At 54.4% G+C, this 19,345-nt stretch carries 19 protein-coding genes and 1 pseudogene; 5 read left to right on the top strand and 15 right to left on the bottom strand.

The window, feature by feature from the left end; genetic code table 11:
* Window positions 1-125: 125 nt before the first annotated feature.
* Window positions 126-782 carry an HAD hydrolase-like protein gene (locus FFH90_RS12360; protein WP_018930324.1) on the bottom strand — a complete coding sequence of 219 codons (657 nt, stop codon included), beginning with the start codon at window positions 780-782 and terminating at the stop codon, window positions 126-128.
* Window positions 783-912: 130 nt separating this feature from the next.
* Window positions 913-1,068 (bottom strand): hypothetical protein, encoded by a 156-nt coding sequence (locus tag FFH90_RS29965; protein WP_155944828.1) that lies wholly within the window; start codon window positions 1,066-1,068, stop codon window positions 913-915.
* A gap of 79 nt (window positions 1,069-1,147) precedes the next feature.
* On the opposite strand from FFH90_RS29965, the pseudogene FFH90_RS12355 reads away from it, so the two are divergent.
* Window positions 1,148-1,309, top strand: a pseudogene (locus FFH90_RS12355) (EamA/RhaT family transporter); the annotation flags it as partial.
* Between the two features lie 259 nt (window positions 1,310-1,568).
* On the opposite strand, the gene FFH90_RS12350 reads toward FFH90_RS12355, so the two are convergent.
* From FFH90_RS12350 to FFH90_RS12320, 6 genes are all read right to left on the bottom strand, one after another.
* On the bottom strand, window positions 1,569-3,179 hold the full coding sequence (locus FFH90_RS12350) for a gamma-glutamyltransferase family protein (RefSeq protein ID WP_138867250.1): 1,611 nt from the start codon (window positions 3,177-3,179) through the stop codon (window positions 1,569-1,571).
* An 81-nt stretch (window positions 3,180-3,260) separates the two neighbouring features.
* Window positions 3,261-4,040: an amino acid ABC transporter ATP-binding protein gene (locus tag FFH90_RS12345; RefSeq protein WP_018930320.1), complete on the bottom strand. Its 780-nt coding sequence runs from the start codon at window positions 4,038-4,040 to the stop codon at window positions 3,261-3,263.
* 2 nt (window positions 4,041-4,042) lie between these two features.
* Complete coding sequence (locus FFH90_RS12340; protein ID WP_086946256.1) at window positions 4,043-4,816, bottom strand: amino acid ABC transporter permease; 774 nt, start codon at window positions 4,814-4,816, stop codon at window positions 4,043-4,045.
* Window positions 4,817-4,828: 12 nt separating this feature from the next.
* The gene (locus tag FFH90_RS12335; protein ID WP_007941906.1) at window positions 4,829-5,635 is read right to left on the bottom strand and encodes an ABC transporter substrate-binding protein; all 807 of its coding nucleotides are present in this window, start codon (window positions 5,633-5,635) and stop codon (window positions 4,829-4,831) included.
* Window positions 5,636-5,707: 72 nt separating this feature from the next.
* Complete coding sequence (locus FFH90_RS12330) at window positions 5,708-6,376, bottom strand: GntR family transcriptional regulator (RefSeq protein WP_018930317.1); 669 nt, start codon at window positions 6,374-6,376, stop codon at window positions 5,708-5,710.
* A gap of 1,788 nt (window positions 6,377-8,164) precedes the next feature.
* Window positions 8,165-8,620, bottom strand: coding sequence for a tautomerase family protein (locus FFH90_RS12320; RefSeq protein ID WP_138867248.1), 456 nt, complete (start codon window positions 8,618-8,620; stop codon window positions 8,165-8,167).
* 96 nt (window positions 8,621-8,716) lie between these two features.
* Here FFH90_RS12320 and FFH90_RS12315 point away from each other — a divergent pair, with 96 nt between their 5' ends.
* A complete protein-coding gene (locus FFH90_RS12315) occupies window positions 8,717-9,676 on the top strand; it encodes a GlxA family transcriptional regulator (protein WP_064617065.1) in 960 nt (319 codons plus the stop codon).
* Between the two features lie 156 nt (window positions 9,677-9,832).
* On the opposite strand, the gene FFH90_RS30125 is transcribed toward FFH90_RS12315, so the two are convergent.
* Together FFH90_RS30125 and FFH90_RS12305 are read right to left on the bottom strand one after the other, a co-directional pair.
* Complete coding sequence (locus FFH90_RS30125; RefSeq protein WP_173861154.1) at window positions 9,833-10,009, bottom strand: hypothetical protein; 177 nt, start codon at window positions 10,007-10,009, stop codon at window positions 9,833-9,835.
* Between the two features lie 425 nt (window positions 10,010-10,434).
* Window positions 10,435-11,808 carry a transposase gene (locus FFH90_RS12305; protein ID WP_138867247.1) on the bottom strand — a complete coding sequence of 458 codons (1,374 nt, stop codon included), beginning with the start codon at window positions 11,806-11,808 and terminating at the stop codon, window positions 10,435-10,437.
* A 379-nt stretch (window positions 11,809-12,187) separates the two neighbouring features.
* Here FFH90_RS12305 and FFH90_RS12300 point away from each other — a divergent pair, with 379 nt between their 5' ends.
* Window positions 12,188-15,040: an AAA family ATPase gene (locus FFH90_RS12300; RefSeq protein ID WP_018930311.1), complete on the top strand. Its 2,853-nt coding sequence runs from the start codon at window positions 12,188-12,190 to the stop codon at window positions 15,038-15,040.
* A 113-nt stretch (window positions 15,041-15,153) separates the two neighbouring features.
* On the opposite strand, the gene FFH90_RS12295 is transcribed toward FFH90_RS12300, so the two are convergent.
* From FFH90_RS12295 to FFH90_RS12280, 4 genes are all read right to left on the bottom strand, one after another.
* A complete protein-coding gene (locus FFH90_RS12295; protein WP_018930310.1) occupies window positions 15,154-15,774 on the bottom strand; it encodes a tyrosine-type recombinase/integrase in 621 nt (206 codons plus the stop codon).
* 152 nt (window positions 15,775-15,926) lie between these two features.
* Window positions 15,927-16,355 (bottom strand): SPOR domain-containing protein, encoded by a 429-nt coding sequence (locus tag FFH90_RS12290; RefSeq protein ID WP_111453447.1) that lies wholly within the window; start codon window positions 16,353-16,355, stop codon window positions 15,927-15,929.
* Window positions 16,356-16,604: 249 nt separating this feature from the next.
* Complete coding sequence (locus FFH90_RS12285; RefSeq protein ID WP_225602808.1) at window positions 16,605-17,006, bottom strand: hypothetical protein; 402 nt, start codon at window positions 17,004-17,006, stop codon at window positions 16,605-16,607.
* Between the two features lie 97 nt (window positions 17,007-17,103).
* Complete coding sequence (locus tag FFH90_RS12280; RefSeq protein ID WP_111453445.1) at window positions 17,104-17,559, bottom strand: hypothetical protein; 456 nt, start codon at window positions 17,557-17,559, stop codon at window positions 17,104-17,106.
* Between the two features lie 243 nt (window positions 17,560-17,802).
* Here FFH90_RS12280 and FFH90_RS12275 point away from each other — a divergent pair, with 243 nt between their 5' ends.
* Together FFH90_RS12275 and FFH90_RS12270 are read left to right on the top strand one after the other, a co-directional pair.
* On the top strand, window positions 17,803-18,099 hold the full coding sequence (locus tag FFH90_RS12275; protein WP_111453444.1) for a DUF3144 domain-containing protein: 297 nt from the start codon (window positions 17,803-17,805) through the stop codon (window positions 18,097-18,099).
* A gap of 119 nt (window positions 18,100-18,218) precedes the next feature.
* On the top strand, window positions 18,219-18,536 hold the full coding sequence (locus FFH90_RS12270; RefSeq protein ID WP_138867245.1) for a hypothetical protein: 318 nt from the start codon (window positions 18,219-18,221) through the stop codon (window positions 18,534-18,536).
* Between the two features lie 203 nt (window positions 18,537-18,739).
* On the opposite strand, the gene FFH90_RS12265 is transcribed toward FFH90_RS12270, so the two are convergent.
* Window positions 18,740-19,117 carry a c-type cytochrome gene (locus tag FFH90_RS12265; RefSeq protein ID WP_081626537.1) on the bottom strand — a complete coding sequence of 126 codons (378 nt, stop codon included), beginning with the start codon at window positions 19,115-19,117 and terminating at the stop codon, window positions 18,740-18,742.
* Window positions 19,118-19,345 lie beyond the last annotated feature (228 nt).

Here is a 19,345-nt window from a genome sequence, read left to right as displayed (position 1 = left end):
ACATAAAGCGACAACACATAGGTCTCAACGGCTGCCTTGGGTCGAAAGTTTCCCCTCACCACTGACAGCTTTCGGCCAGAGGCTGATTGTTGAAATCGACTGAAATCGCCACTCAATGGTCAAGCCTATAAACTTGCGGATGACTCAAGGTGCGTATCACTTCCTGCCAGTCGCCGTAATTCGCTCACATCGGCGAACCACTCATGGGACTGAAGACTGTGGAATGCATCATATGCTCCATACCCCCAGGCGACCGCACCAAAGGCGATACCGGCAGTCGCAGCTGCTTCACCATCCGTAGGTTGGTCGCCGATGTAGATAACTTCCTCTTGCGCCACGTCGAATTTGCGCATGACCCGGCGCAAGCGAGACGCCTTGCCGAAAATGGAGGCGCCGCACTCGAAGGCCCGGATATGTTGACAGCTGGAGCCCAAAATTTGCTTGATATTTTCTTGGGAGTTAGAAGATACCACCGCCAGAATCAGTCCTCTCTCGTCAAGATGGGCGAGGGTATTTGCAATGTTATTGAACAGTGGGATCGAGCTTCGATGTTTCTTCATCAAGCTCATGAAGGTTCGCGCCACCAGAGGCAACTTCCAGCGAGGCATTCCGATATGAGCCATGATCTCCCGAGCCCCCTGCTTGCGCAAACCGTCCAACTCTTGCGGGTGAATTCGACTGAATGCGTGCCTGTCAGCGACCTGGTTGAACACTGAAACAAAGAACGGAAAGGAATCAGCGAGCGTGCCGTCAAAGTCGAAAATGGCAAGCCGGTATGACATGTAAAAGCTCCTTCCTGTAGTGGTGGCAGCCGAGTCCAGGCGGCTGCTTGTGCTGGGCGATTGATTCACCCGATTGGTGGGAAAGGCGCATTATCCCTGCTCCGGAATCTGCCCGGAAGGAGTAAGTGGCTTAACGCTGTTGCCGTATCTGACTACCTTCAAGGCCTTGACTTGATTTATCGAGCTCGCCGAGCATATTCCGATGATTGCCAAGGCCAAAGTCGTTTTTCTCGCCACCCGCAATCACCTCAACCATCCGCTTCAGCACTCCTTCACGGCGATGCATGGGAGTAAACGTCCCATCGATATGGGGCGGCATTCTATCGAACGACAAATCAGCGACAGGGATCGTCATCAATGCAATGCTGACCGAGCCGTTGTTCGCCGCGCTGCTGGCGTTTGTGGTGCTCAATGAAGTACCGCGCGAAAGCCTGTACGCAGGAGCGGTACTGATCATCGTCGGCCTGTGTTTTTCCAATGAGCTGATCCGCTTGGGCAGCAAAGCATCCGTCCCTTCGACCGAGTGAGCTACTTTCGGATCCTGATTGCTTTAGCAATCAGTGGTTTTGAAGTGTTTTCAGGGCTTTGTCGTTTCTGGGGATGCGAGCGAGCAGCCCCTCTAAGCCCCAGCAATCTCCACTGAACCTACCGCGCCCCAACCACGTCCAGTCGAAGAAGGCTAGAGAACACGCGAGGCCACGCTGTGCATCAGTTCCGCGCACGGATGCACAGCGTATTTCTCACGCAGAAGAGACCGAGTCGTCTTCGTTTGTTTTCAGCTACCCGTTACCACACAGCAATATGGGAATCGGCCCGCGGCTCGGTGCCGCCGCACAACACACCGGTGTCCGGGTCGCGGATGATGATCTGCCCTCGGCCATAGTTGATCAGGTCGCAATCGACCTGAACCTTATGTCCGCGCCGGGCCAGCGAAGCGGCCAAGTCCCTCGACGCCCCCTGCTCGATGCCGACTTTCATGCCTCCCAGCCATTGCCATCGCGGTGCATCCAGCGCAGCTTGAGGATTGAGACCAAAATCCACCAGGTTCATGACCATCTGCACATGGCCTTGGGGCTGCATGTAGCCACCCATGACGCCGAACGGTCCCACCGGCGCGTCACCTTTACTGATGAAGCCAGGAATGATGGTGTGGAAGGTCTTTTTGCCCGGTGCCAGGCAGTTGGCGTGGTCAGGGTCGAGACTGAATTCCTGCCCACGGTTCTGCAAGGCGATGCCGCTGTCTGGCAGCACCACGCCAGAACCGAAGCCGTGGTAGTTACTCTGGATGAAGGACACCATATTGCCCTGCGCATCTGCCGTGGCCAGGTACACCGTACCGCTGGCGTGAGGATCGCCGGGATCAGGTTGCTGAGCCTGATCAACGATCTGTTCACGGCGTTGGCTGCTATAGGTGTCGCTGAGAAGATCAGCCACCGCCACACGCATGTGCAGCGGATCGGTGATGTAATGCAGGCCATCGCTGTAGGCCAGCTTCATGGCTTCCAATTGACGATGCCAGGTCTGCTGGCTGTCTCGGTGATCGAAGTCGAAACCCTGAAGGATTTTCAGGGTCATCAGGGCCACCAATCCTTGCCCGCTTGGAGGGATTTCCCACACATCGTAGCCGCGGTAATTGATGCTGATCGGGTCCACCCATTGGGCGCGATAGTCCTGCAGGTCGCTGGCTCGCAGGTAGCCGCCGGTGGCGCGGGAATGGGCATCCAGCCGCTGAGCCAGAGCGCCGCGATAGAGGCTTTCGCAAGCGCTGTCCGCCAGTTCTTCCAGCGTTCGGGCTTGCGCCGGGTTGCGGAATAATTCACCGGCCTTTGGCGCACGGCCATCAATCAGGAACGTGTCGAACCAGGCGTCTAGCACCGGGTCTCGATGGGGGCTGAATTCATCCACAGCAGTCTGCCATTGTCGGGCGACCACCGGCGACACTGGGAAGCCCTCCCGGGCCAGACTGATCGCGGGCTGCAGCAACTCGGCAAAGGGCAGCTTGCCGAACCGTCTGGACAACTCCGCCCAGGCCGAAGGACAACCGGGCACCGTGACCGGCGTCCAGCCATAAAGCGGCATCCGCTCGTGACCACACGCCTTGACTGCATCGATCGTCAGTGCCGCCGGCGCTTGGCCGTTGCCGTTCAGTCCGTGCAATTGGCCTTTGCTCCAGACCAGAGCAAAGGCGTCGCCGCCCAAGCCGCAGCCGGTGGGTTCAACTACCGTTAGCGCCGCCGCTGTAGCGATCGCGGCATCAATGGCATTGCCGCCGTTGCGCATGATTTCGATGCCGGCCTCGGCGGCCAGTGGCTGTGAAGCCGCGACCATGCCACGGCGGGCAAACACACTCTGACGTTGCGACGGATAGGGATATTCGTGGGCAGAAAATTTCAACATGGCAAAAGCTCTTCCAAACAAAGATTCAATGGCCGCAGGTATCCGGTTCCATTGCCGGGTAAAAAACCCTGACTGAGAAGGTCACAGCACGCGACTGAGAAAGGCCCGAGTTCGCGGGTGTGTCGGTCGACTGAAGATCTGCTCCGGCGGACCCTGCTCAATCAGTTCGCCCTGATCGAGAACCACCACGCGATCAGCGACTTCCCGGGCAAAACCCATTTCATGGGTGACCACTACCATGGTCATGCCGTCATCGGCCAACTGCTTCATCACCTGCAGGACCTCGCCGACGGTTTCCGGATCCAGGGCGCTGGTGGGCTCGTCGAACAGCATGGCTTGAGGTTTCATCGCCAACGCCCGGGCGATTGCCACGCGCTGCTGCTGTCCACCGGACAACATCGACGGGTAATGCATGGCCTTGTCCGCCAGGCCGACCCGGGCGAGCAAGGCCCGGGCCTGTTCCAACGCTTCGGCGCGTGGCACGCCGAGCACCTGGATCGGTGCCTCAATGATGTTTTCCAGCGCGGTCATGTGGGGGAACAGATTGAAACGTTGAAAGACCATGCCGATGTCCCGACGCTGGCGAGCGATGTTGCGCTCGGAGTCGCGCACCAGGCTGCCGTCGGCGCGCTCGCGATACCCCATGGAGCGACCGTTGACGCGTATGCGCCCGCCTTGAATGTCCTCCAGCAGATTAATGCAGCGAATGAAGGTGGTCTTGCCTGAACCCGATGCACCGATCAACACCACCACTTCACCGCGCCGCACCTGCAAGGAAATCCCCTTGAGAATCTCCAGGTCGCCAAAAGACTTATGAATGTCCAGGGCCTCGATAATCAGTTCTTCACTTTTGTGCGCCATGCTTAACGCCCTCTCAGCAATTTGAGCGTGCCGCGGCCAAACATGCGACTGCCGGCCGCTGGCGGTGCGGGTCGATCGGACTGTCCGAAACGCGCTTCCAGCCAACGCTGGAAGAAACCCCAGAGGGTGGTCAGCAGCAGGAAATAAATCGCCACCACCAGGTACAGTTCAAATACCCGGAATGTCGCCGACGTGACCATTTGCGTACTCAGCAGCAACTCCTGCACGCCAATCACGCTGACCAGCGTCGTATTCTTGAGCATCACGTTGAATTCGTTGCCCAACGGCGGAACGATGACCCGGAACGCCTGAGGCAAAACGATACGCCGCATCAGTTTGGCGAAGGTCATGCCCAGCGAACGCCCAGCCTCATACTGTCCCTTGTCGACAGCGCCGATCCCGGCACGAATGATCTCGGCCATGTAGGCACCTTCGTTCAGGCCCAGGGCGATGATCGCTGCCTGAATATTGCCCGGCACCACCAAACCAAACAGTTCCACGTCCTCGAAACGGAAGATGCCGCCGGCCGCCAATGCGGTATAGAGAAAAACGATTTGCACCAACAGCGGAGTGCCGCGCATCAGCCACACATAGAACCGTACCGGCAGGTTGAGCAACGGGTTGCGCGACAGACGCATCAGCGCCGCTGCCAGCCCAAGCACGCAGCCCAACACCATTGCCAGCACACTGATCAGGCAGGTCAACCAGAGCCCAGTGAGGTACACCCCGCTGGGCTGCAAAAGGTATTGCCAGAACACATCCCAATTGAAATTCATCGAGCGCTCGCCTCAGTCGAGTGTGTCGCTGGAAACATGCCATTTGCTCAACAACTGCACATAACTGCCGTCACTGCGCATGTCACTGATGATCTGCTGTACTGCGGTGGTGAGCTGGGAATCATCCTTGCGGGTCCCTAAACCCGTGAGAATCCGGCTGAAGGCTGGCACCCCCTCCTCGAATAAATCAGGCGCCATTGCGGCGTAGTAACCTGCTGTTTCTACGGTGGTGCCGTAAGCGTCCACCTGACTGATACGCAGCGCCTGGAAGGCGTCAGTGTCACTGTTGTAAACCACCAGTTTCATCGGTGTCTTGCCGGCCTTGGTGAGCTTTTCGTTCTCGGCGTCCAACAAGGTTTTGATCGTGGAGCCATTGAGCACTGCCACCTTGTGCCCAGACAGTCCATCCAGGGTTTTGATGCCCTTGGGATTGCCTTTGGGAACGACCACTGACTGGCTGGAATACATGTAGTTGACGATGTCGATCACTTCCCGGCGTTCGGGCTTGTCGAACAGCTGATCAACGATCATGTCGCACTGCTGGGCGAGCAATGCCGGCAGCAACCCGGAGAATGGAATGACCCGCCATTGCACCGGTTTGTCTCCGAGCCGTTTGGCGATTTCCAGCCCCAGATCGACAGTCAGGCCCCTGGGTTTTTGCGCCTCATCGAAAGACACCAAGGGTGGCGAGTCCATGCCAGAGCAATACGTGAGTTTTTCGGCCTTTTGCAGTCGTTCCGGCACTTGGGGTGTGGCGAACGCCCACTGTGCGCAGAGTCCCAGGGATACAGCAGCAAGCAACACACGGCGTTTATGCATGACCAGACACTCCAGTTGTTTAGTAACGGGGCAGTACTCAAAGTCAACACACGGTCGGGCTCGAGCCCGATTCTATTTTTCCGATTGCAGGAACTGAATCAGCGCCGGCACTGTGCCCTCGATGTGCTGACGCACCACCGACTCGGCCTGGTCGGCATCGCCTGAGCGAATGGCATCAAGGATCACCGCGTGTTCCTGGCGGGCACTCAAGGGCTTTTCACCGTGTTGCAGCCACAGGCGCATGGGCGCCTCGATCAACGAGTACAGGGCCGAGATTTGCTTCATCAAACGCGGACGGCCGCTGAGGCTGCACAGGTATTCATGGAAAGCCCGATGACGGCTGACCCATTCCGCGCTTTCGTCGCGGTAGTCATCCATCTCGTCCAGCATGCGTTCCAGAGCCGCCAGCTGACGCTCACCGATCTTGGCCACGGCGACGCGGATGGCCAGGCCCTCGAGGGCACTGCGCATCTCGAAGACTTCGTGCAGTTCGTCGATGTTCAGGCCGCTGACTATCGCCCCGCGGTTAGGCCGCAAGGTCACCAGGCCTTGAGCATCGAGGCGTCGGAAGGCTTCGCGCACCGGCATGCGGCTCATGCCGATCTCAGTGGCGATGTCCTCGGCGATCAACCGGTCGCCTTTGCGGTAACGACCGCCACAGATCGCTTCCAGCAGAAAGTTGTAAGCCTCCTCCTCGGCGGTCAGGGGCTGACGCTCAATGTAAGCGGGAGCGAATTGCATAAAGTCACCTTTTGCAGTTTTGTATCCAATTATCCACGGATTCAAAAATGCAGAAACCGTGCCAGGCTGCGTAGCACTGCTTCAAGCGCTTAATTGGAAAGGATTTTCGACTCAAGAGACGCTGATCTATAGATCAGCGTGGTACTCACCGTGCGCTACGAAATGGCCCAGTGCGCCCCAAATGGGTGAAAAATGGTACCCAGGTAACAAATCATTTCGCCGAATGCCCCCAAAGCCCTTGGCGCGTTCTCTGAGTAATTGCACAGACTTGCCCACCCATTTACATTCGGCCTGACCAGTCATTTGCAACGGATTTGACCAGCACGTTTCGCGGACATGACCGGCAGAGAATGGCCCAAAGCTGACCCCTCAGGATTTCGTACTCTCAGACCCCGCCCGCGAATTTGCACACCACTGACGACATATTGGTACGTCTGGAGAGGGGCATGACCACCACGCAAAAACTGACTCAAACAATGCTATGTGCATTGTAAGATCAACCAAAGGTTATGGTTTGTCATGAAATGAAAAAGCGCTGTCGCCAAATGAAAGGCTGGCGCGCGCCCCGTCTATAAACTCCTCCTCAAGCCTGCGCAGCAAGCCCAGGGCTCTCACGGGTGCGAAACACCTATGGAGAAATCCACGCATTTCCCACGAATGGAGAAGAGACAATGAGTGACCGGTCGATCAAGCCACGGCTGATCGATACATCCTACGATTACCTGCTTCAACGTTGAATCTGGATAATTAAGAGTTTTAAAAAACCAATTCTATTAGTAAGCGCTTAATGCCCAGCCTACAAATATATTACTGAAAGCCCACGACCTACCGTGCACTCACCTTAATAGAACTCACACTTAAAAATACGCCCCCTAGAACTACATTGCGGAAGACAAAAATAAGTAATGTTTTTGCGATTTGTTTTTTGTTGCATTCATGAATTTTATAATCAGAAACCATGACAAAACTTGCAGAGACATCACTTCAACACCCTCAATGCTGGAAGCTCGATATAAATAATCGAATCTTATTCGACGACGCCATTCAAATACACTTAACAAATATTGAGGGCATCATTGTAAAAAACATGCTCCTCAAGGAGGAACGCGTAATCAGTAGAGCAGAGCTAATTAGCAGTATTGGGAGAGATCCTGAGCTCTATCGCGGCCTGGAGATGAGTTTGAGTAGACTGCAAATAAAATTCAAGAAAAACGCAGGAGGACGGCATCTCTTTCGCGCAGTCAGAAATCGCGGCTACTGCCTCACTCAAGCCATACATATTAATGGGGAGCCGTCTCGGGAATTTACGTGAGGTAAGCGGCAATACACCCCTCGCATGGTCATATGGCTGATGATGACTAACGAACGTATGAATTTAGGGGTGGCCGTGGGCGCAGCGTTCAAGATGAGTGAGTTCACTTTTTACGATTGACCTTGCGCTTTGATACTGGTGTAGCGGCGTTAAAAAACTGTCGCATAACTTCTAAGTTATGCGACGACTCACTCGGGCTTGACAGTAAAGGCTTTGTGACATCACGTGAGTCTGTCGCAGGTTCTCAATTATCTGCGACATGAAATGTGATAGATGTGACATTGAGAATGTTGGAATGTTAATCCGATATGCTCGTCCCCCACTCCAGGCAAAAATCTGGAGCCGCAGCAAGGCCTGCTGGCGTATCTGTCACGGTTGACCGGAAATGGCCGTTTTCAGCCGGCCGCGACCGACTGAAAACGCCCTATAGCAACCACTCGCAGTGGTGCGACAAATGTCCTGCGAGCTGTAATACCTTACTGCTCCGCCTGCCCTTGCAGATGTCGGTACCCAGCCGCCTGAATGAAATCGGCCAAATGCCAAATCGCTCCGTTGGCTGCCCAGAAGCCATCTCTGACTTCATCAAGGATGATCGAAGTCATGATGATCCGCAGGTCGTCCGCTGCTTGCGACCGGGTTACTGCTTGATGCAAACGCTGCACATAGTCGCTTCGCATGGCCTCATTCAGCACACCGCCGGGAACCTTAACCTGCACAATGCAGGGGATGGCTTGAGCGCTGATATCCACTGCGCCGCATGTCCAGGAGCCAGAAGCCACTTCGTCAATGAGAGTCCAGCACAGGCCCCGTTGACGTGGATCGTCGCCGATTTGCTCGACCGCGATGGCCACTTTCGTAATCTCTTCGCACAGCAGTGCCCGTTGTTCGCAAGTAAAAGAACCTTGAGGCACCTTGATCAGGATATTTGGCATACAGGTTAACGCTCGATGAAATGGAAGCGTTATTAAGTCAGCCCTCGACCACTGCAACCAGCGACCGATTCGACATCTTTCGTGCATAATCAGCCAATGAATGACTTCACGATTCTGGTAGTTCCTGGCGCCTTTGCCTCCAGTGTCGCACTGACTCTGGATATCCTTTCAACGGCGGCCGTACTCGCCCAGCGACTGGGCTCCGCTGTACCTCGCTGGCAAGTCTGTGGGGTGAACACGGATTGCGTGACGCTCGGCCACGGTATGCAGATTGCGGTTCAGCCCTTGGCTATCAACCCTGATGACCGCTCTTGCTGGATCATCCCCGGCATCGGAGTGGCTGACGCCCCCATGATCGAGCACCGATTACAACAGGCGGATATCGCTCTGCTGGTTCCGGCATTACGCGCGCATGTGCAGGCCGGGGGTAACGTAGCCGCATCATGTTCTGCGGTATTCGTGCTACAGGCTGCAAACCTGCTCGCTGGGCGCTGTGTAACCACTTCTTGGTGGATGGCACCCTTACTCCAGCAGTGGGCGCCGGAGTGCCAGGTAGATGCCGAGCGCATGGTAATCCTCGATCCGCCGTTGATTACTGCGGGTGCAGCGCTAGGTCATAGCGATCTGATGTTGCATCTTCTGCGAAGCCATTTCTCCCCAGCTTTGGCAGATGGCGTTGCTCGGGCGCTACTGATCGATGGTCGGCAACTGCAATCGCCTTTTATGGTTCCGGCAATGATGGCTCAGGGGAACGAATTGATCGCACAATTGACAGCTCATATTGAAGCCTCGCTACCGGCGATTATCAGCGTCAGCACACTCGCATCCGACTTTGGTCTGTCAGAGCGGACCTTGTCTCGACACATCCACAAGGCCACCGGATATAGCCCGTTGCGGCTGATCCAGCGTGTCCAGGCCAATAAAGCCCGGGAACTGCTGGCAAACAGTAAATACTCAATCGACACCATTGCCGAACAAGTTGGATACAGAGATCCCACATCCCTGCGGCGACTGATGAAAAAAATGCTGAACGCAACACCACGGCAACTGCGTTAACTGCAGCGACGATTTTTTCAATTCAATTATCCGATTTGGCGTGCGACTCAGGCAGTTCAATATTGGCCGATTTCTGCCTTTGCCAAGGACTACAATCGACCCTTAGGCGTCATCCAGTTGCGGACTGACGAACATTAGCCAGATGTCTTGGGATGACTAGTGCTTCGACGCCTGAATGGCTTCTTCGAGCAAAGGCCCCGTAATTCGTCGACCGTTGTAATCATCGACAAAGTAATTGATTCGGTTAGCCAGGTGCTGAATGGACAGCCAGCCCAAGCCCTGGTAGTCACGCAATTCCTCGTCGTTGAGCTTGATCAGGCATTCGTAACTCACAAAAGACGCTTCACACTCGACGAGAATATAAATTGAGCCATCCTCTGCGTTGAGAAGGTGCCAGTAGCTGTCCGTTGTGTGGTATGCCGCAGGTACGAGCCGAACCAAATCCATGTTTGATTTCCATGCGTTACTTTTCGGTTTCTGACCATAACATGGCTGCGAGCGCACGATTCTCGAATGTCTGCTTCTGGCTGTCGATTCAACCGGTCAGGCGCGGCAGCTAACAGCCAATTTCTGCCTCTTGCGAAGGTCTGCAATCCCCCGATTCTGTTGAAAAAGTCGGATTTTCAGCTGGCCTGAACTCAGGCACGACCAGCACTGGAGAACCTACTCACCACATTGAGTGGTTTTTCGGCCCTTCGTTGAGCTTTGCCGCTCGGTTATTGGGTTGGTTTTAGGGTTTTTGTTTCGTGCAGACGCACCTATCCCGTGACCGGTGGCCCTTGAGAGGTAAATTTGGCCAGACGTCGCAGGTTCTGCACCGCAGCGGCCAGCGTGAATTCATCAGTCGCGCCACTCATGCCACGTAGGCGCAGGCGATCCAATTTCAGGATGCGCTTGAGGTGGGCAAACAACATTTCGACCTTTTTACGTTCGTGGCGAGAGCGCACATACGCAGGTGTCGTTGCGATTTGCCGAGCCACATCACGCGCGGCTTCATGGACGCTGCGAGCGATCTTACGGAACGCAGTGTTCGGGCAGCATTGGGCTTTCATCGGACATTCAACGCAGTCGGCCTGCCGGGATCGGAAGATGATGGTGTTGGCCTTGGTGACGTGTGAACGCTCATTCTTGAAGGCTCGCCATTCGCTGCGCAATGCGTTGCCGGCCGGACAGCGGTATTCCTCAGTCTCTTCATTCCAGTGGAAATCGCTGTTCGAGAAACTGTCGTTCTTGCGCTCGGTTTTGTCCCACACCGGCACATGCGGCTCGATGTCTTTTTCCTCCACCATCCAGGCCAACATCGGCGCAGTGCCGTACGCGGTATCGCCGATGAGGCGTTCCGGCTTGATGTCGAATTGCGCTTCGACTCGTTCGATCATCGTCTTGGTGCTCTCAACCTCCGCCGTTCGATGAGCCGGTGTGGGTTCCACATCCATGATCACGCCGTGCTCGGTATCGATCAGATAATTCGTGGAGTAAGCGTAGAACGCTGGCCCACCTGGAGCTGCGGTCCAGCGGGCTTGAGGATCCGTCAGCGACAGGCGCTTCGGTAGCGTTTCGGCCAGAGCCTCTTCATCGAGAGCTTCAAGGTACTCACGCACGGCGCGGGTACTCAGGGCCGGATCGCTCCAGTTGACCGGTTCATCACCTGGTACACCGCGCTGCCGACTCGCATCCGCTTTGATGATGCTGGCATCCACGGCAAATCCTTCACCCTTGACCAGACCTGCGTCCATGCAGCGACGCAGCACTTCATTGAACAACCAGCGAAACAGATCACTGTCCCGAAAGCGGCCATGTCGATTTTTGGAAAAGGTCGAGTGATTAGGGACTTCATCTTCAAGGCTCAACCGGCAGAACCAACGATACGCCAGGTTCAAGTGAGCCTCTTCGCACAGCCGTCTCTCGGAGCGAATACCGTAGCAATAACCCACGATCAGCATGCGAATCATCAGTTCGGGATCAATCGACGGACGCCCAATCGGGCTGTAGAAATCGGCGAGGTAATGGCGCAGGTCGCTTAGATCGAGACACTGATCAATGCTGCGCAAAAGGTGATTGGCTGGGATGTGATCTTCAAGGTTGAACGAGTAAAACAGTCGCTCCTGCCCACTCGATAACTGTCCCATCATGCTGCGTGCTTCCCTGCTGGCCAATGCAGCAATTTTGCCGCAGGCCAAATAGGGGAGCTACTTTTTCAACAGAATCCCCCCATAGCGGACAATCGCCTGTGTAAGCTCAGACGCCAAGTCTTTATGGCTCCCCGGCATAGTTCATCACAGATTCCGTCCCGCTCCCCCTAGCAGGTCGCGTCTATTGGTCGTCCCCTTGGTTTTGATGGGACGTGGCCGGAACGAGCAACATTATGAAGAAGCAGAGCTGAATCCTATGAGGTACCAGGCCCAGATCGGCAGAGCTCAACAATAGCAAAGGGCCTCGACACTTGGCTTGGCGATAATGGCTTTCTGATTTCAGTCCGGCTACGCTCATGCGTATCAGGGAGGAGGCGCGATGAGCCAGTACCTTTTGAGTTTTGCCAGGCAGAATCTTGAAGGACGCAGTGACGCTTACCTCGTGCTGCTCTGGTGCATGTACCAGGCGAACCAAGGCAAGGGCCGCTATTCCGACCACATCAAAACGCACATCACAGCGGCAGCTGACCAGTTGCTGGGTCGCAACTATCAGCGCATCGCCGCACGCTTCAAAAAGGTGCTCGACAGCAAGCCAGAACTGGATCGAATACCGCCGTTCGGACTCGGCACGTTGGACTACCTTCGCGTAAAAAACTTCCGAGGCTTTGGAGAATTTGGCCCTGACGACACAGGCACCTTCATTCGCTTCAGCAAGCTGAAGAACATCTTCTACGCACCCAATGGCGGCGGCAAATCATCGTTGTGCGAGGCGTTGGAAATCGGCACCACTGGCGATATCAAAGAAGCGGCCAGGCGCAAGACTAAGATCAATCAGTACATCGCCCGGGGAGAGGTGAAGCCCAAGCTCATGCTGATGGGAACAGACAAGTTACCAGTCAAGCGAAGCATCAGCTGGTCGGGCTGTTTCATTGATCGGAACCGTCTTCAAGAATTTTCGTTGCTGGGCTCCAAGGATACTGGCAGTGCCGAGAGCGATGTCCTGGCCACCTTGTTTGGTTTGGAAGAACTCCAGGAGGTCATTTCTCGGTTCGTCCGGCCTGAAAGCTTCTCGCTCAAAGCCTTCATGCGTGCTGATCAAGCCGAGGCACTGGACACCCTGGAACGTGCCCGGGTAAGCCTGGGCCAGCTGCGGCGTAATCACAGGGCAGACCTTCATGCATCGATTTCCGAGAGTTGTAGGCTGCTGGGGTTGAGGGCCGACCAAGACTTCGATGTGCGCCGAAAGGTCTTGCGGCTGCGCGACACGGTCGAAATGCATATTCGTGGCGCTGAGCGCCTGCGAGCCGCCAAGGCCCCGTTCGCTATACCGCTAAAGCAGGTCAGGCGTATCTGTGCCATCGCTCAGCGCTTGCTCCACCGCAGAGCCGATATCGAGAAGGTGTTTCTGCAGAGGGCCAGCGAGGTCAATTATCGCGCCGTATATGAGGCATTGGTGACCATCGAACAGTTGCAGGTCGGGGAAACTTGTCCCGCATGCCTGACGCCCCTCGACCAGGTGGTGATGAACCCGTTCGAGAGGGCGCGAGAGCAGATCAAGGCGTTGGGTGCACTGGAGTCCCTCAAGCAATCCAGGCAGAGAAATGACGCCCGGATCGCGCTCTGGGCTTCACGAGTCGCGACCGGAATCGGCGCGGTGAAAGGCAATGAGCACGCCGATGTTCCCTGCCCACTGAACATGGACGAATTGGAGGTGGAGCTTGCAAAGTTCCATGCCGCTACCGATCGCTCGGAAGTGGCGCCGTCCGTTCTCGACTCGTTTCTGAAGCTCTGCGCGCGGAGTGCAGATCAGATCGAGGACTACTTGCGCGCCTGTGAGCGCAAGCTTGGGGAGGTTGGCCAGGCAGACGCGCAGGCAGCCCGCCTCGAAGAACGGGTGACGCAGCTGAAAGAAATTGACGAATTGCTGAAGCTGCAGTTCGACAGAAAAAAACTGGCGATAAGCGAGTTCAAGGTCGCCAACGACCAGATGGCAGACCTGATAAAGCAAAAAGCGGCATTGCTCAACGATGCAGTCGACAATAGCCACTTCAACCAGTTGCTCAAGGATCTGGAAGCTGAGTACCGAACACTGTACCGCGACCTGCTGGATTACAAGCTTGAGCTGGAGAAAGCGCGAATCACCGGGATCGAAGCCAAGGCTGCTGAGTACTACCGCGCGATCAACAACCACGACGATGACCATGAGCAGATCGCGTCGTTGACCTTCGACCGCCAGGCGGATAGCTATCGGATCAAGATCACCAGCGTGGACGGATCATTCCTTGATGCGTTTGCGGTGCTCAGCGAAGGGCATCTGCGAGCGCTGGGTTTGTCCATCCTCTTGGCGATGGCTGAGAAGAACAACTTCCCGCTCATCGTATTCGATGACGTCGTCAATGCGATCGACACCGATCACCGATCGAACATCATCGACCTGTTCTTCAGCGATGCTTACCTGCGCCGGATCCAAATGGTCGTCACCACCCATGACCGTCTTTTCTGGGAGCGTTTCTGTATTATTGCCCAGCGTCATGCTCAGCAGGTTCAGTACACCAGTAATGTTCTCAGCTATACGAACAAAGGCATTCTAGTCATTGATCACGTGGGCAGCTTCCAGGAGAAAATTCTTGCCGCGCTTTCGGTATTCGATGTGCGTCAAGCGCTGCTCTATTGTCGTATCTGGTTCGAATCCATGGTGCTTGAGTTCTGCATAGAAAATGAAGTCAAAGTAACCGCGCACTTTAATAAATCACAGCTCAAGAAGAGCATGTACCTGCAGGTCAGCCTGGAACACACCTTTTCGCTGGTGGAACCGTTCATTGACTATGACCTGTCATATTTCAATTTCATCAAGAATGACCTGGTCAACTGGGGTGGGCAGAACCAGGAGCACCATGCCTTCAACGAGGGCAGCCTGAACTTCGTGCACTCAAAAACTAGCAGTGAGGTCTTTAAAATCTACGACGCCATCCGCTATTTGGAGTGCCAGCTATTTACAGCTAAGAAGAGAGAATCAGGCGTCAAATGTCTTGCCGACCTGAACGGTGATATCGCGTGGAGGCAGCGCAAGCTTGCCAGACTCGCCAAGGCGCCAGAAGAGGTGCAGCAGGAGCACCAGGCGGCGTTGAAAGCTCTGGAAAAGCGCGCGGTCGAGCTCGACCAGGAGCTTCAGTTCATCGAACAGTGTCTCGCCAGCGTCGCTCAGCGCGAGCAAGCTAAAGAACTGCCATGACCTCTGTTCCGCTTGGAGCAGATCTGGCTGCTTTAGGCTCATATTCTGCGAGGACTCAACGGCCGCTTTGGGTCGGATAGCGACGGTCTGGCCTAGACCGTCGCAGTGGATGGTCAGACTTCTGTCTGCTCTGCCATTTCCAGAGCATCGTCGACCTCGATGCCCAGGTACCTGACAGTGCTTTCGAGCTTCGTATGACCAAGCAAGAGTTGGACTGCTCTCAAGTTCTTTGTCCTGCGATAGATCAACGATGCCTTGGTTCGCCGTAGCGTGTGAGTACCGTACATGGTCGGGTCAAGGCCAATGGCTGTTACCCATGCTTTGACTATTCGAGCGTATTGCCTGGTGGAGAGATGATCTGAGCCATGCAACCTGGTCGGGAACAGGAAGTCCTCACTGCAAAGATGGGCCTGATGCATCCAAGCCTCCAGAACCGTTCGTGTTTGCTCAGTAATTTCAAACTGCACTGGATGCTGAGTTTTCTGCTGCATCACGATGGCCCGTGATGACACATGCTCCCCATGCGCTATGTCTCGTACTCGCAGCTTGGTTAAGTCACAGGCACGCAGCTTGCTGTCGATGGCCAAGTTGAAGAGAGCCAGATCCCGTGTCTTCTCCGCGAGCTGGAGTCTGACCCGGATGGCCCAGATATCTCTGACTCGGAGCGGGGCTTTCTGCCCTACAAGCTTTCCCTTGTTCCAAGGCTGATGGCGATATTTAGCAATAGTGTTCATGGCATGTCCTCCAGGTTGAGGGAGGACAAGGGTGGATCAGTCACAGTGCGTGGTGGTCGCTAACCGACCCATAGCGGACGCTGACCAACGAGTAAGCTAAGGGGCGGCGGCGCGCCGTCCCAGCGAATGAAATGAGCGATTTCAGCGCCTTGTTAGGCGTAACTGATATACGGCTCACCGAATACATCCTTGAATCTGAAAATATCTTTACCCACTATAAATATCCGAAATCTTGGGTCATTTTGTGCTTGATATGCAGGTATGTCATTGCGCACAAATCGGATTCCAAGGTTAGAAAGCTTAGATTCCATGGCTTCTGCCAAGTTGTTGTCTTTGTAAAAGCCTACGATGTGCCAATGCTCCATTTTCATAATGTGGTCATAGAAGAATTTACAGGCTGCTTCTTCGGATATCGAACTGAATATTGGAGGGTGATCTATCCCGCGCTCCGTATAAAAAACTGACCAAAAACCATTTGTATTGCATAGGCAATACATGTCACTTCCAATGCTGTTGATTGCGAAGTTTTGAGTGCTGCAGCCTTCGGCAATTAACTTTTCATGCGTTTCGAAGGTATTCATGGCTATGCCTGACTATAAGTAGACGACACAAGTGGCATAATATTTTCCGCTGTTTGTGTCTGATAACGTTCCTTGTCCATGTGTAACCCTTGTTCGGCTTGAGTGTCGCGCCAGAAACGCAACATGAGGTGAGGATGTAAAGCGACATGACTTGGGCACACATTACTGGCGTATTAGCAGCGTGTCCATGGTCTGCTTTTGGCCGAGTGCAGCCAATTTCAACTGTAGCTTTCGGCCAATCACGCGCGCTCAATTTCGATTTTCAGACTCTCCTGATGCCACTGCCAGGATCGCCCCAAATGCGCCTTCCTCAGGGACATAGGAAACAAATCTGTCACTGGCATCCTTTTGCACCCAAAGGCGTCCACAGTTCTGGCATTCGTAGACAGTCGACATTCGATGGATGTAGATGCTGGATATCCGGCCTTGCAGTTCGTCAGTAGCGCTGATCCAGGGTGCGAACTCGCCAAATGCCTCAGCTATCGCAGCCTTGTCTCCGGACTCCGCAGCCTCTATCAGAGGTTTGAGCTCACGGTGCACTTCATTCCAGAATTCATTTTCTACCTCGTCGCGAAGCAGGCTAGCCTTAAAGGGCGAGCTGTCGGTCTGATCGGTAATCACATGGCCACACTTGCAACCCAGTTTGCTCATTTGCGGTTCATCACCCTGGCGTTCGATCATTTCGTTAAATGGCGGACAACTCTTTGGCAAAACTTTCGACTTGGGCAGGAGTAATTCACTCAGCCCCTCAGGCTTTCATCAGCCTGTAAAAGTCCTCCAGCGCCTCGCGAAAGTCCGCCAGGGAAAAACTGATCGGGCGATTCTCGACGTCCCATCGAGTGGTAATACCGACTTCCAGGCCGCTGGACACGCTCAACCCAAAACGGCGCCAGTGCAGAGTATCTCCGTCAATCACCTGTTCGGTCATCAGCACAAAGCAATCGAAGTCCATGTCATCGCCGCAGACCAGCAGCGGAACCGGCGTCGATGTGCCGTCTTCTGCAGGCGCGAAACGCCGTTGGGCGAGCGCGTCTTCTTCCTCGTCCAACAACCACATCAATGAAAGACCATTCAGGTCTAGATCGGGGTATTCGAGGTGACTGTATAGCCACTCCTCGATAGGTACATCGTCGATAAACAGCCAGGCACAGCGGCTACGGCTAAACTTCGCTTGATGGTAAGCGGCATGGATGCGGTGATGCATAGGAAGTCCATTCAACGATAGAGGGCTAGGGGATCACTCGGTGGGAAAACGCCCGAGTCCGCGTGAGTCGCCGAACAGGTTATCGCCAGGTTCAACGCTTGCTGAAGGGCAACCGCGCGATAAACGGCTCGTGCCAATAGCGGACGTCAAACCTTGGTATTTATCGTTTACGTGTCGTAGCTAGCCGATGCGGGAAGTGTTCCAATTACGGAATTTCCGAAAATGATTGAAAGGTAATCAGCAATGCCAGATGCGACCGATGAAGCATTCTATGATCGTGCAGACGCGCATATAAACCTGTCGAACAAGCAGCTTAGAGAGTTCAGAGACCTTGGCAAGGTAAGCGCGTCGATGATGTTTGGCACCACTCGATTCAATGCTTGGGTGAGCGCTCGCAACTTCAAATCAGGCGAGGAAATGGCGCAGGCTCGCGAAGCGATGTTGAAGTATTTTTGTGAGCAGTACCGGATGATGCTCGAGGATAATCTCGACGACCATATCAACAACTTCAGCAAGTACATGACTGCGAAAGACGCCTGATTGATCTTGGTTGCTCTCGGTGATTGACTGTTTTTGGTCGTTGGCAGTCGATCTTGATGCGCCGCTATCGACCAGAAGCACGCCGACCGCAAGTTATCTTAATCGAAGGAGTGTTTTTAGTGAGCGGCCATAACCACGACTTGAGAAACGACTTCATAGAGGCGCTCAAGGAAATCACCGCGCTGATGTCCATTGCATACGAACAAACCGGCCCAGTACCGGATGACCATGCGTTAGCTCAGGCAGGTTTAGAGAATGGTGGTGAAATCGTTCTGGATTATGTCGATCACAACGAGGCTGGAATAGCGTTCGAACACCTGCTTTACATGATTAATGAGCCACCACTCATTGTTTCTGAAAAATGCACAAAGATATTGGCCCGAATCGCAAAGACTCTGGAGATGCCGTTTACAGGGGACGAACGCAGCCGCCTATGAAGGGCAGCTTCTGGCCGTTACTTGCCTGTCACGACCGCAGCCGACTGCTGCTTGATGCGAAGAGCCACCCGAGCTTGTATTAATCGGAGATTGTTCATTAGCGATGTGCCCGCGCGAGGTCGACTGACTCACCGGCATCGCCCCACAAGCCCTCAAATCTGAAATGGCATTTAATTTTCTGTGCCTGCCTCTCATCTCTAAAATCATCGATTCTTTGAAATCACACCACCCATGTATTCATTTAAATCGCGCAGATCTTTAATCCTCCAAGCGTACGGCGATAGCTTTACACCATTCTCTCGCAACGTTCTTGGAATCAAGTCTCCATTTGGACGAAGTATTATCGATGATACAATTACGCCCGGATAATCATTTAATCGCTTTTTGAAAGCGGATGTTGTTAGATCAGGCGTAGGAGGATTGCTTTTATTAGCCAATGGTCCTGTTGCTTTAAGATCTACTCCGTGGCACATGCTGCATCGCTGTAAATAGAGATTTTTTCCATTAACATTATCCGCGAAGGATAGTGATGCTTGAATTAGCGATGCAATTCCTAGCGAAGCGATGAATAACACTTTCATTGTTTCTATCTTCCTTGATGGGATCAGCGCCGACTGGAGGCAATTTGGTGCGCAGGAAAGATATCAGCCATCGTGTCCGCACGCACCGTCATTTCTGATGCCCATTGAATCAACTCGTTTTCCAGGCGCATCCCGCCGACCGCTTCTGGCCGTTCTCTGCCGTACATGGTTGCAAAGTATGCTGCTCGAATCCGATGCAATCGGTAGTCAGAACGAATGCAAATGACT

Source organism: Pseudomonas sp. ATCC 43928, from assembly GCF_005938665.2.
GTDB lineage: Bacteria > Pseudomonadota > Gammaproteobacteria > Pseudomonadales > Pseudomonadaceae > Aquipseudomonas.
The sequence above is the reverse complement of the archived record's forward strand: the minus strand, read 5'-3'. Positions and strand labels throughout refer to the sequence as shown.